This is a genomic window from Microbacterium sp. Se5.02b (assembly GCF_019464375.1).
Classification (GTDB): Bacteria; Actinomycetota; Actinomycetes; order Actinomycetales; family Microbacteriaceae; genus Microbacterium.
Genome location: NZ_CP080491.1, coordinates 1,276,790 through 1,288,564 on the forward strand (window position 1 = coordinate 1,276,790; position 11,775 = coordinate 1,288,564).

13 protein-coding genes and 2 pseudogenes are annotated in these 11,775 nt (G+C 70.1%); 3 read left to right on the forward strand and 12 right to left on the reverse strand.

Going from position 1 to position 11,775, the window contains the following annotated elements; translation table 11 throughout:
- Positions 1-7: 7 nt before the first annotated feature.
- The 10 genes from K1X59_RS06400 to K1X59_RS06435 all read right to left on the reverse strand — a co-directional run bounded on the left by K1X59_RS06400 (position 8) and on the right by K1X59_RS06435 (position 7,729).
- Positions 8-658, reverse strand: a complete 651-nt coding sequence (locus tag K1X59_RS06400) for an HAD-IA family hydrolase (protein ID WP_183152208.1) — start codon at positions 656-658, stop codon at positions 8-10.
- Positions 655-1,437: an ATP-binding cassette domain-containing protein gene (locus K1X59_RS06405; protein WP_220174050.1), complete on the reverse strand. Its 783-nt coding sequence runs from the start codon at positions 1,435-1,437 to the stop codon at positions 655-657. The genes K1X59_RS06400 and K1X59_RS06405 overlap by 4 nt, the downstream gene beginning before the upstream one ends.
- Complete coding sequence (locus K1X59_RS21010; protein WP_258567126.1) at positions 1,434-1,724, reverse strand: hypothetical protein; 291 nt, start codon at positions 1,722-1,724, stop codon at positions 1,434-1,436. Before K1X59_RS21010 ends, K1X59_RS06405 begins: the two co-directional genes overlap by 4 nt.
- The gene (locus K1X59_RS22365; protein WP_309491634.1) at positions 1,688-3,205 is read right to left on the reverse strand and encodes an ABC transporter permease subunit; all 1,518 of its coding nucleotides are present in this window, start codon (positions 3,203-3,205) and stop codon (positions 1,688-1,690) included. Before K1X59_RS22365 ends, K1X59_RS21010 begins: the two co-directional genes overlap by 37 nt.
- Positions 3,192-3,470, reverse strand: coding sequence for a hypothetical protein (locus tag K1X59_RS21025; protein WP_258567127.1), 279 nt, complete (start codon positions 3,468-3,470; stop codon positions 3,192-3,194). The genes K1X59_RS22365 and K1X59_RS21025 overlap by 14 nt, the downstream gene beginning before the upstream one ends.
- The gene (locus K1X59_RS06415; protein ID WP_258567128.1) at positions 3,467-4,051 is read right to left on the reverse strand and encodes a branched-chain amino acid ABC transporter permease; all 585 of its coding nucleotides are present in this window, start codon (positions 4,049-4,051) and stop codon (positions 3,467-3,469) included. The genes K1X59_RS21025 and K1X59_RS06415 overlap by 4 nt, the downstream gene beginning before the upstream one ends.
- A gap of 71 nt (positions 4,052-4,122) precedes the next feature.
- Entirely contained in the window at positions 4,123-5,295 is a 1,173-nt protein-coding gene (locus tag K1X59_RS06420) for an ABC transporter substrate-binding protein (protein ID WP_183152209.1), read from the reverse strand.
- Between the two features lie 84 nt (positions 5,296-5,379).
- Positions 5,380-5,769 (reverse strand): nuclear transport factor 2 family protein, encoded by a 390-nt coding sequence (locus K1X59_RS06425; RefSeq protein WP_183152210.1) that lies wholly within the window; start codon positions 5,767-5,769, stop codon positions 5,380-5,382.
- Between the two features lie 33 nt (positions 5,770-5,802).
- Complete coding sequence (locus K1X59_RS06430; RefSeq protein WP_183152211.1) at positions 5,803-6,591, reverse strand: MoaF C-terminal domain-containing protein; 789 nt, start codon at positions 6,589-6,591, stop codon at positions 5,803-5,805.
- A gap of 187 nt (positions 6,592-6,778) precedes the next feature.
- Positions 6,779-7,729, reverse strand: a complete 951-nt coding sequence (locus K1X59_RS06435) for a helix-turn-helix domain-containing protein (protein WP_220174051.1) — start codon at positions 7,727-7,729, stop codon at positions 6,779-6,781.
- A 103-nt stretch (positions 7,730-7,832) separates the two neighbouring features.
- On the opposite strand from K1X59_RS06435, the gene K1X59_RS06440 reads away from it, so the two are divergent.
- Positions 7,833-8,939, forward strand: a complete 1,107-nt coding sequence (locus tag K1X59_RS06440) for a DUF998 domain-containing protein (protein ID WP_244632457.1) — start codon at positions 7,833-7,835, stop codon at positions 8,937-8,939.
- Positions 8,940-8,955: 16 nt separating this feature from the next.
- Here K1X59_RS06440 and K1X59_RS21030 read toward each other — a convergent pair whose 3' ends face one another.
- Both K1X59_RS21030 and K1X59_RS06445 read right to left on the reverse strand, forming a co-directional pair.
- Positions 8,956-9,114 (reverse strand): hypothetical protein, encoded by a 159-nt coding sequence (locus K1X59_RS21030; protein WP_258567130.1) that lies wholly within the window; start codon positions 9,112-9,114, stop codon positions 8,956-8,958.
- A 95-nt stretch (positions 9,115-9,209) separates the two neighbouring features.
- Positions 9,210-10,025: pseudogene (locus K1X59_RS06445) on the reverse strand (MurR/RpiR family transcriptional regulator); the annotation flags it as partial.
- Here K1X59_RS06445 and K1X59_RS06450 point away from each other — a divergent pair.
- A complete protein-coding gene (locus K1X59_RS06450) occupies positions 9,924-10,841 on the forward strand; it encodes an N-acetylglucosamine kinase (protein WP_220174052.1) in 918 nt (305 codons plus the stop codon). The pseudogene K1X59_RS06445 and the gene K1X59_RS06450 overlap by 102 nt on opposite strands.
- Before the next feature lie 28 nt (positions 10,842-10,869).
- A pseudogene (murQ, locus tag K1X59_RS06455) lies at positions 10,870-11,765 on the forward strand (N-acetylmuramic acid 6-phosphate etherase).
- Positions 11,766-11,775 lie beyond the last annotated feature (10 nt).

An 11,775-nucleotide genomic window follows, 5' to 3' on the forward strand; every position in this document is an offset into this window, starting at 1 on the left:
GGGCGGGTCAGCCGATCCGGAGCTCGAAGCCGCCGTCCGCTGCGACGATCGACACGTGCGTGAGGTCGTCGACGTGCGCGGTCGGGGCGTGGGCGGCGGCGTGCGGTCCGACGCCGATCACGCGCATGCCCGCGGCGTGGGCGGCCTGGATCCCGGCTCCGGAGTCCTCGAACACCACGCAGTCCTCGGGGTCGATGCCGAGGGTGCGCGCGGCGAGGAGGAAGCCCTCCGGGTCCGGTTTCGAGGCCGAGACATCCTCGGCCGTCACGGCGAGGGCGGGCACGGTCAGTCCGGCCTGCCGCATCCGCGCCGTCATGAGGGCGACGTTGGCCGAGGTCACCACGGCGTGGGGAAAGGGCTCCAGGGCGTCGAGCAGACCGTCGGCGCCCGCGATCATGACGACGCCGTCCACGTCCCCGGCCTCGGTCGCGAGCATGAGGTCGTTCTCGCGGAGGTTGATGGCATGGTCGCGCTCGGGGAGCATGATCGCCATGCTCTGGTGGCCCTGACGGCCGTGCACGACGCTGAGCACCGTCTCGGGCGCGATCCCGTGCGGCTCCGCCCAGGCCAACCACAGTCGCTCCACCACCGCGGTCGAGTCGACGAGGGTGCCGTCCATATCGAGGAGGGCGGCGCGGGCGTGGATGGTCTGGGTCACCCCTTCAGGCTAGCCGCACCCGCCGCTGCGGGAGCGGATCGCGTGTGCGAGCTGAGCGAGACGTGGCGGGCGGCGGGATGAGGTGCGTAGTCAGCCGCCGAGGTAGGCGCGGTGCAGGAGCGCGGGGTCGGCCTGCAGCGCCTCGGCCGTGCCCTGGAACGACACGCGACCGCCGGCGACGACCACAGCCTCCGCGGCGAGTCCCAGCGCGAGCTGTGTGAACTGCTCGACCAGCAGCACCCCACTCCGGACTCGGCGATCGACTTCACGATCGGCATCAGCCGCATGAACACCACCGGGGCGAGCCCCAGCGACATCTCGTCGATCAGCAGGATCCGCGGCTTCGCGGCGAACGCCCGCGCGAGCACCACCATCTGCTGCTCGCCGCCGGAGAGCAGGGCGGTCGGCGCGTCGATGCGTTTCTCGAGCTCGGGGAACTGCGCCAGCACGGCGTCCTGCTCCGCGGAGGTGCGCGCGGTGAGGGAGATGTTCTCCCGCACGGTCAGCGGGGAAGACCGCGCGCCCCTGCTCGATGTGCACGATGCCGCGGCGGGCCCGTGCGACGCGGGACAGCTTGTCGATCGGCTCCCCGTCGAGGGTGATGGTTCCCGCCGAATGGGGGTCACGCCGGACACCGATTCGATCAGGCTGGTCTTGCCTGCCCCGTTCGGGCCGACGAGCGCCAGCACCTCTCCGCCGGCGACCCGCAGGGAGACGTCCGAGATCACCGGACCTGCGCCGCGCCGTACGGTCACGGCGTCGAGGACGAGTTCGCTCATGTCAGCAGCTCCGTCTCTCCCATGTACGCCTTGACGACGTCGGGGTTCGCGAGGACCTCGGCCTGGGGCCCGGTGGCCAGCACCCGACCGAAGTCGAGCACGGTCAGGGTCGGGCACACGGAGCGGACGAGATCGAGGTCGTGTTCGATGATGATGAGCGCGACGCCGTAGCGCGCCGGCAGCTCGCGCAGCCGGGCGGCGAGGGCGAGGTGCTCCTCGTGCGAGAGTCCGGCTGCGGGTTCGTCGAGGATCAGCAGGCGAGGACGTGCCGCGACGTTGGCGGCCACCTCGACCAGACGGCGCGTCCCGACATCGACGCTCGACAGTCGCGCCCGGGCGGGCGGGCAGCCGAAGAACGCCAGCACCTCCTCGATGTCCGCGGTGGCGAGGCGACGCCGTGCCACGAAGCGCACGTACGCACCCACGGTGAGGGCCGGGGGACGCGATCCTGTTGGAACGTGCGACGCAGTCCGAGTCGGGCGCGCCGCGTCGGGGAGAGGCCGGCGAGGTCGTGGTCGCCCAAGAGCACCCTGCCGCCGTGCTGGGGAAGGAATCCGCTGATCGCATCGACGAAGGTCGACTTGCCGGCGCCGTTCGGGCCGATGAGTCCCATGATCGAAGCGGCCGGCACCGAGAACGACACGTCGTCCAGCGCCTTGAGGGCTCCGAACTGCACCGTGAGCCCCTCGACGGTGAGCACGGGAGCGCCGTCGAGGGCGGCCTCGTCCACGGTCGCCGTCGTCGTGGTGGTGATCGCTGCGGCATCCGTCCCGGCGTCGGGTGGCAGTGCGGAGAGCGCGGCGTTCGCGGTCCGTCGGTCGGCGCGGCGGTAGATGAGGTTGCGGATGCCCTGGCCGAGGTTGGTGCCGCTGGTGAGCGCCTGCACGCCGAGCACGCCGAACACGACGAAGCCCCAGTCCTGCGGGACGCCCCAGCGCTTGAGGAGTTCGGGTACCAGGACCCAGAGCAGGCCGCCGAAGATCGCCATGTCGATCAGGTGCGCCCCCGACATGATCGCCAGCACGTAGAGCGCGAGCGATTGCAGCGGGGTGAAGCTCGACGCGAACGGCAGCTGCACCTGGCCCGCGAGCAGGCCGCCCGAGATGCCTCCGAGCGCCGCAGACACCGCGAAGGCGGTGAGCTTGGCCGTCTGCACGCTCTGCCCCGCCGCGGCCGTTCCGCGCTCGGAGAATGCCACGGCTTTCCAGCTCGAGCCCCAGCGGCCGCGCTGCAGGAAGAACACCCCGAGCGCGCAGACCGCGAGGACGACGATGGAGAGGAAGAAGAACTGCCGGTCGTTCGAGAACATCTCCGGTCGCTCGATCGCGGTGCCGTCGGCCGAGCCGGGGAACTGGATCTGCACGAGGGTCACATCGGCGGCCGCCGCGAACCCCAGCGTGACGACGGCGAGGTTCACGCCGCGCAGACGCAGCGCGGGGAGTCCGACGAGGATGCCGACCAGGCCGGCGGCGACCCCGCCGAGGACGAGCCACACGAGGAACCCGCCCGGGGCCTGCATGACGTTCAGCAGCGAGACGATCCACGCGCCGACGGCGGCGAAGGTGAGTTGGCACAGCGCGATCATCCCGGCGGAACCGGTGACGATGCCCAGCCCGAGGATCGCGATCGCCGCGGTGACCGCGCTGATCGCGAGGAACACGAAGTACCCCGGAAGGGCGGCACTGAGGATCGCGCCGACGCCGATGCCGACGACGGCCACCGCGAACGGCCAGGTGATCCGGAACCAGGGACGGTCAGCGAGCGGCATCCCACACCTCCTTGCGCTGCGTCCAGAGCAGCAGGACGACGATGAACAGGAACGGGAGGAAGTTGCGCACGAGCGCCACCTCGTCGATCTGCGCGACGAGACCGCCGAGCACGCCCAGCACGATCCCGCCGACGACGGCGAGGTCGAGCCGGCGGAAGCCGCCGAGCAGCGCGGCCGCGGCGGCGGGCACGATCAGCATCGACAGGCTCGTCGCGTCGTTCGACTGCGACGGCGCCACGATGATGATCGCGATCGCGCTGATCACCCCGTGACGAACCAGACCGCGATCGAGAGCGGGCGCGAGCGGATGCCGAGGAGCTCGGCGGTGGTCGGGCGCTCCGAGAGCGCCCGCAGCTGTGTGCCGACCCTGGTGCGTCGCAGCACGATCCGCACGGCGATCGCGGTGACGATCGCCATGGCGACCGTCGCGACGGTGACCTGGCTGATCACGACGCCGCCGATCGAGAAGGCGGGGCCCGCGATGATCGGCGTGAAGGGCTGCGGTTTGTTGCCGAACAGGATGAACGACATCGAGATGAGCAGCAGCAGCGGCCCGACGGTCATCGCGGACCGGGTGGTGGTGGACGCCTCGGAGAGCCAAGTCGCGGCGATGAAGCCGATCGCCGCGGCGAGGAGCCCTGCCACCAGCACGCCGAGCACGGATCCGAGCCAGATCGGCAGGCCGAGCTCGCGGACGAACCACACGGCGGTGAACGCGCCGAACATCCCGGTCGCGGCCTGTGCGAAGTTCACCACCCTGACGAGCCGGGACATCAGAGTCAGGCAGACTCCGAGAACGGCGTAGAGACCGCCGGCGGCGAGGCCGGCGATGGCGCCTTGCAGCATGAGGCGTCCTTTCGGTTCCGAGGGGAGGGGCCTGCCGCCGGTAATGCGCCCGGCGGCAGGCGGTCAGGGGGTCATTCGCCGATGCGGAGCCAGTCGTCGGCGACCTTCTCCCAGGCGTTCGTGCCGGATTCGAGGATGATCGGCCAGCCGGCGGTGTTCTGCGTGCCGAACGCGTAGGGCGTCCCCACCATCGGGTTCTCGATCGGGTCCATGCTCTTCAACGCCTCGGAGACCGACTCGCGGGTGATGTCGCCGTCGATGCCCTCGAGCACCTCGATGAAGTACTTCGCGGCGAGATAGCCGCCCTGGCTGAACGAGGTGAGCGGGATGTCGTTGGCTTCCATCAGCTCGCGCCAGTCGGCGTTGATCTCATCGTCGTCCGTGAACGGGTAGAACTCGGCGGGCACGTAGATGCCGGCGCCCGCGTTGTCGATCGCGTCGGCGAAGTTCTCGCTGTAGACGCTCGTCAGGTACAGCCAGGTCACGTCGTCCCAGCCCTGGGCGTTCGCGGCCTTCACCTGTCCGATCGCATCGGGCTCGACCGGGTTGATCGCCAGTGCCTTGCAGCCCTGGTCGCGGGCCTTGACGATGTACGGCGTGTAGTCGGAGGCGCCGTACGGGACGGTGTCGTCGACGTACTTCGGCTCCTTGCCGGTGTTCTCGGTCCACTTGTCGATCGCAGCCTGATAGGTCGGCCGGGTGGAGCCGGCGATCTCCAGGAGGATGCAGATGTCGTCGAGGCCCAGCACCTCGGAGCCGTACTGCAGCGTGAGGGTCATGTCGTTGAACGGCCCGACGTTCGCCGGCGAGATGTTGTCGCTGGCGAAGCACCCGGTGTCCACTCCGATGCCCGGCAGGGAGAGGATCCCCTCCTGCTCGTAGTACTTGGCGTTGATCTCGCACTCGATGAGGCTCGCGGAGCCGACGAGCGCGACCGCACCGTCGCTGCCCACGAGCTCCCTGGCCGACGCGGTGGCCGTTGCCGGGTCGCCCTTGTCGTCGAGCATCTTGTAGTCGATCGTGCGTCCGTCGAGTCCGCCGTCTTCGTTGAAGGCGTCGAACACCGCGGCGGCGGCCTGCGACGCCTCGGGGAACGTCGCGGGGCCGCTGATGGTGTTGACGGAGCCGACCACGATCGGGGCGCCTTCGCCTCCGCCGGATCCGCCGTCTCCACCGGCGCAGCCGGCCAGGGCGAGGGCTGCCACGGCGATGAGCGCCGCAGTGCCGGATACTCGCTTGTTCATGTGATTCCTGCCTCTCGTTTTCGGGTCGTACCTGGGTGGTGCCGTGGTGCGGTGGTGCTGTGCGTGTGCGGCTGCAGGCCGCGTTCAGGGCCGCAGGGCGCGGTTGACGAGCTCGGTGTCGGTGAACTGCTCGAACGCGACGACCTCGCCGTTTGCGACCCGCCACACGTGGGCGACGCGGGCGGCGAAGAAGCGTCCGGTCTGCGTGTAGGTGCCGGAGTAGGTGCCGATCCCCACGATCACGTCGCCGCCGTCGACGACCTCGTCGATCGCGACGGTGTAGTCGTCCCATTCCTCCTGGATGCGACCGAACACGTTCTCGGCGACGGCGTCTGGGCCGATGTACGTCCCCGCGTAGGGGAACCCCGCCGCCTCGGTCCAGCGGATGTCGGCGGCGAACGGCGCCAGCATGCCGTCGAGGTCGCCGCGATCGTTGGCGGCGTAGTGCTCGCGGATCAGGTCTGCGTTGCTCATGCGGTTCTCCTTCGGGGCCGTGCGGAGCGGAGGTCAGACGGGTTGGGCGTCGGGGTAGGCGACCGAGCCCAGGGGATAGATGTGGCCGCCGCCGCGGGAGTGCTCCGCCTCGCCGTCCCCGTTGAGCCCGAGGAAGATCCCCGTCGTCATCAGCGGGTAGCCCAGGTCGTGCAGCCACACGCTGGCGACCGCGATGCGGAACTCACGGAAGCAGAAAAGGTACAGGCCGTCGGCGAACTTCCACACGGTCGACAGGTCCATGTCGCCGTGACCGCGCTGCACGCCCTCCAGGCACTGCCACGCGTAGCGCCGGCTCGAGATGTACACGTGCTCGTACAGGTGGTGCGGGCTGTACCGGTAGACGTTGCGCTTGCCGATGAGGTCGCGGCTCGGTCCGGGGACCTCGCCCGTCGCAGGGCCGGCGTCGGTCGTCGCCGCCCAGAAGTCCTGCCCGACCTGCGGAGTGCCTTCCACGGCCTCTGCGGCGATGCGCGAGCGGACCACCGTGGCACGGTTCGTCGTCGTGGAGAACACCACCGTGACGGCTTCGCGAGGGCGGCTGTGCATCGGGATGTTGACGAAGACGACGTCGTCGCGCACCCGCACCGCGTCATACGGGTCGGTGCCGGAGGCGCCGAGTCCGTCCCAGGCGACCGTGTCGTCGGAGAAGCGCAGGGCCAGCGATGTGCCGTCGTCCAGCGCGAGCGTGAGGGCCGTTCCGGTGAGCGCGCTGTTCGGCAGACGGAACGTGTCGATGCCGGCGGCGAACTCGTCGTACGTGCGCCACTGGTCGAGTGCCGGGTCGGTGGAGATGTCGGTCATGGGGGTCCTGACGTCGCACGCGGCGGAGCATCGATGCTCCGGGCACCGCGTCGTCGCGGTGCGCTTGCCTCATGCTCGGTCCGGGCCCGTCATCCGCTCAAGGCCGCGGCGGCCATCGCGCGCCGAGAGTCAACCGGCGTGCCCTCCCGGGCAAGGGTCGACGGCCGGCGTGACGTGTGCGGCGACGTCAGTGCCCTGCGCGGTACTCGCTGGGGGAGACGCCGAAGGTCGACTTGAACGCGCGGCTGAAGTGCGCGGCGTCGACGAACCCCCAGCGGGCCGCGATCGCGGCGACCGGACGGTCGGCGAGCATGGGGTCGAGCAGGTCGCGGCGGCACTGCTCCAGGCGTCGGGTGCGGATCCAGGTCGAGACCGTGACGCCCTGCTCCTGGAACAGCCCGTGCAGGTGGCGGGTCGAGATGTAGTGAGCTGCGGCGATCGTGGCGGGGCCGAGGTCCGTCGAGGCGAGGTTGCGGTCGATGTACGAGCGGATGCGCTGCACCAGAGCCCGATGCGGGTCGGCCGACACCTCGTCGAGGCCGAGCTCACGGGTGAAGACCGTCGTGACGAGGTCGAGGGCGCTGTGTGCGAGTCGCGCTCCGGTGGTTCCGGCGAGCTGGTCGAGATTGCCCGCGAGCTGCGTCAGATACGGCACCACCATGCTGCCGAGGCCCTCATGACCGGAGATGCGCACGGCGGTCAGCTGTCCGACCATGTCGGCGGGAAGGCTGATGAGGTGCTTGGGGAACATCACGACCATGGTGCGGAAGTCCTGGTCGAACACGAGGGAGTAGGGGCGATCGGTGTCGTACACGGCGAGGTCGCCCGCCTGCAGCACGGCTTCGCGGTCGTCCTGGATCAACAGGCCGGTACCGGCGAGCATCAGGCTGACCTTGAAGTAGGAGCGGTCGGAGCGCGCGATCAGCTCCGGGGTGCGCTCGACGACGTGCGAGGTGGCGCGCAGATCGTTCACGTGCACCTCGTCGACCGAGGCGCCGCGGATCACGCCGCGGAAGTGATCGGGGCCGGCGGTCGTCACCTGCAACGGGACGAAGGACTCGGAGACGGCGGCGCGGAAGTCGCTGATGTTGCGCGCGACAAGAGTGGACACCGATTCGGCGGCGGGTGCACCGTTCATGACTGATCACCTCGGGATGGTGGAACGACGACGTTGTATACGATCCGTTCCGCGATGGTATCACCGGCATCCGGTCGACGGGACGACTTCTATGATGTGGACCGTGACGGATGGATCGCTCAAGACGCTCGCCGGTCGGGTGCGGCAGGTGCTGAGGCAGGTGCGCGGACCGGCGACCGATGCCGCCGTGTTCGAGGCGACGGCCCTGATCGTGGGCAGCGGCTTCCTCCTCGCGGGTTTCCTGATCGCGCTGCCGGTGTTCTGGGGGCGCGAGCTGGCGATCAGCGGCGCCGGGTCGATCGGCCTCTTCGCGGCATACGGCGGGGCCGTCGCCGCCGTGATCGCGTTCACGTTCGGACGCCTGGCCGTGCGGCCCGAGAAGGGGGATCCCGGTGCCGCTCGCGACGGGTTCAGCGTCCCCGGCGATCGACTGCGCTGGTACGACCTCGCGGCCATCGCCTTCGCGCACGCGGCCATCGCGTTCCTGGGGTGGCTCGGTGTCGCGGAGCTGCTGGAGCGCAGCTTCACGGATGCGCCGGTGTTCCCTTTCCCCGGTGCGGTGCTGGTCGCTGTGGCGTTCGCCTTGACCGGCTACGTGTCGTTCCTGAGCGCCGTCGCCCTCACCCCCATGGTGCTGTCACTGGTGCTGGCGGTGTTCCTGGTGGTCGGCGCCTTCGCCAGCATGCTCGCCTCGAGCGACGTGCACTGGTGGCGTGACAACCTCTCCGCCCTCGGCATGAGCAGCAACAGCGCCTCGGTCGCGTTCAACACGACGCTGATCATCGCCGGAATCATGGTGACCACGATCTCGCGGTACGCGACGGCGGGACTGCCTGCGGAGGACCCCCTCGACCGCCGAGGACGATTCGTGGTGCGCGGCGGGCTGATCCTGCTCGGGATCCTCCTCGCGTGCGTCGGGCTCTTCCCGGTCGACGAGTTCTTCCTCGTGCACAACACGGTGGCGACCGGCATGTGCGTCGTGTTCGCGGTGATCGTGATCGGTCTGCCGTGGTTCCTGCGGAGCATCCCGCGTGTGTTCGTCGGCCTCGGCTGGGCGTACGTGCTGGTGATCATCCTGCTCGCGGCGTTCTTCGCCGTCGGGTACTACAACCTCACGGCCGTCGAGCTCATCGCTGCCGTGCTCATCTTCAGCTGGATCATCGTGTTCCTGCGCACAGCCGGGTCGATCGGGGCGCACGCCGACGCGTGAGCGGGGCGCGCCCGCCTCAGTCCCGGAGCGCGTTGGTCGCCTGGCGGGTGCGCTGCAGGGCGTCGACCGTCTCGGCGAACCGCCGCTTCGCGACGCCGATGAACAGGCAGTCCACGAGGGCGAGCTGTGCGATGCGGCTGACCATGGCGCCGGCGCGGAACGCCGATTCGCGCACTTCGGTGAACAGGGCGTGGTCGGCGACGCGGGCGAGGGGGAGTCCTTCGCCGAGGTCACGGCGACGGTGGCGGAGCCGTTGGCCCGCGCGGTCTCGAGGAAGCGCACCGTCTCGATCGTCGAACCCGCATGCGAGAAGCCGATCGCGACGGTCGGCGCGGACTGCAGCACGCTCGCTGCGACCGCTTCGTGCGAGTCGGAGAGCACGTGGGCGTTGCGGCCGACGCGCAGGAGCTTGTGGGCCAGGTCCTCGGCGACGAACTGGCTCGCGCCGATGCCGTAGAGGAGGATCCGGTCGGCGCCGTCGATCGCGTCGATGGCCGCTTCGAGCACGTCGAAGTCGAGTCGGGCGACGGTCTCCTCGATCGCGAGCAGCTCCAGCGCGGCGAGCTTCGACACCGCTTCCTGGAGCGAGTCCTCGTCGGAGATCTCCGACCCGTAGGCCCCGCGGGCGGAGAACTGTGCGGCCTCTTTGCCGAGCTCGGTCGCCAGTGCCATGCGCAGCGGGGCGTAGCCGCTGAACCCGATCGCCCGGCAGAACCGCACGACGGAGGCGACCGAGGTGTGGCATTCCTCTGCGAGCTCGTTGATCGTCTTGTCGATCACGATCGAGGGGTTCTCGCGCACCACGGCGGCGATGCGCGCGAGCGACGGCGGCAGGGTCGATGCGGCGGCTTCGATCGTCGATTGGATGCTCAATCGGTCCTCCGGGGATAGGGGATTCTCAGTATGTCGTGACGGCGGTCGTGACAAGAATGGTAAATTCTTTTCAGTGAGTCTACTTCGCATGTAGTCTCTTTTCGTTGCATCTTGACCGAGTCCCTGAGGAGAGCCGATGAGCGCGCAGTCGACCGCATCCGTCGATCTCGGCAAGTCGCGGTGCCGTGTCGTCATCCACGACGCTACGCGCATCGAGCGCTCCGGCGGGGGAGCGCCGGGCCTGCTGCGGCAGGCGGTGTCGCCGCTGCGGTGGACGCCATCGTGTCGCTGCTCGACGATGCGAAGGGTCTCGACCTCATCGGGGTCGGCGCCGCCGGCGCCTGGCTCGCACCGGATGCCGCGCAGGATCTGGCGCGTCGTCTGGCCGCGGCCACCGGGGCTCGTATCGCCGTGGCCTCCGATGTCGTCACCGCGCACGCCGGCGCTCTGCACGGCGGTTCCGGAGTGCTGCTCATCGCCGGCACTGGGGCCGCGGCGCTCGGCATCGACGACGACGGAGCCCGGCTCGTCGACGGCTGGGGCCCGGAACTCGGCGATTTCGGCAGCGGGTCGTGGCTCGGTCGTGAGGCGCTGCGCGCACTGCTGCGCGCCGATGACGGTCTCGCGCCCCGCACCGCCCTCGCCGACGCGCTCGCCGCCCCCGTGGGCACGGCGTCCGACGTGCAGGCCTGGCTCGCGCAGAGCGGCCCCCTCCCTCGGCGACTCGCGACGCTCGCCCCGCTCGTCCTCGACGCCGCGGAAGCCGGAGACCCGATCGCGGACGCGATCGTCGCCGAGGGCGTCCGCCTGCTCACGGCGACAGCCGTCGCCGCCTCGACCCTGACCGCCGATGTGGTGGTCCATGGAGGGCTCGCAGACCACGTCTGGTTCCGCGGCGTTCTCCACTCCTCCCTGAGCGCCGCCGGCCGCCGCGTCGTGCCGGCGTCGGGCGACGCCCTCGACGGCGCGCTGCTGCTCGCGCGACGCCTCGATCTCCCTCACGAAAGGTTCGTGCACCGTGCCGAATGACGACTCCCGACTCGCCGCCCTCCTCTCCGTGCTCGAGAACCTCGATACGGAGGCGTCGACGACGGAACGCGGCGACCTGGACCTGCTCGGCACCGATGAGCTCGTGCGCAGGATGAACGCCGAGGATCGCCGGGTGCCCGAAGCCGTCGCGGAGCGCATCCCCGAGATCGCCGCTGCCGTCGACGGCATCACCGAGCGGTTCCGCCGCGGCGGGAGGCTCATCTACATCGGCGCCGGCACGGCGGGGCGCATCGGCGTGCTCGACGCGAGCGAATGCCCGCCCACGTTCGGGACCGACCCCTCGATGGTGGTGGGCCTGATCGCCGGTGGCGAGACCGCCATCCGCGCGGCGGTCGAGAACGCCGAAGACGATGCGGAGGCGGCGGGCGTCTCGCTGCGGGACCTCGAGCTGTCGGCCCTGGACACGGTGGTCGGCATCTCCGCGTCGGGGCGCACCCCTACGTCGTCGGCGGGTTGAACCACGCCAGAGCCGTCGGAGCCCTCACCGTCGCGATCGCGTCGAACGCCTCCTCCGAGATCGGGGCGGTCGCCGAGATCGCGATCGAGGTCGTCACCGGACCCGAGTTCATCTCCGGATCGACGCGCCTGAAGTCCGGGACCGCTCAGAAGCTCGTCGTGAACATGCTCACGACGCTGTCGATGATCAAGCTCGGCAAGACCTATCGCGGCGTCATGGTCGACCTGCTCGCCACGAACGAGAAGCTGCACGCCCGGTCGATCCGCACCGTGTCGCAGCTCGCCGGCGTGGGGATCGACGAAGCCTCCGCGGCGCTGAAGGGCGCGGAGGGCTCGGTCAAGCTCGCGTTGCTGATGCTGGCGACCGATGCCTCGCCGCAGACCGCGGCATCCGCGCTCGACGGCGCCGACGGCATCCTGCGCGACGCGATCTCCGCGCTCGCCTGATCCGCCGCCG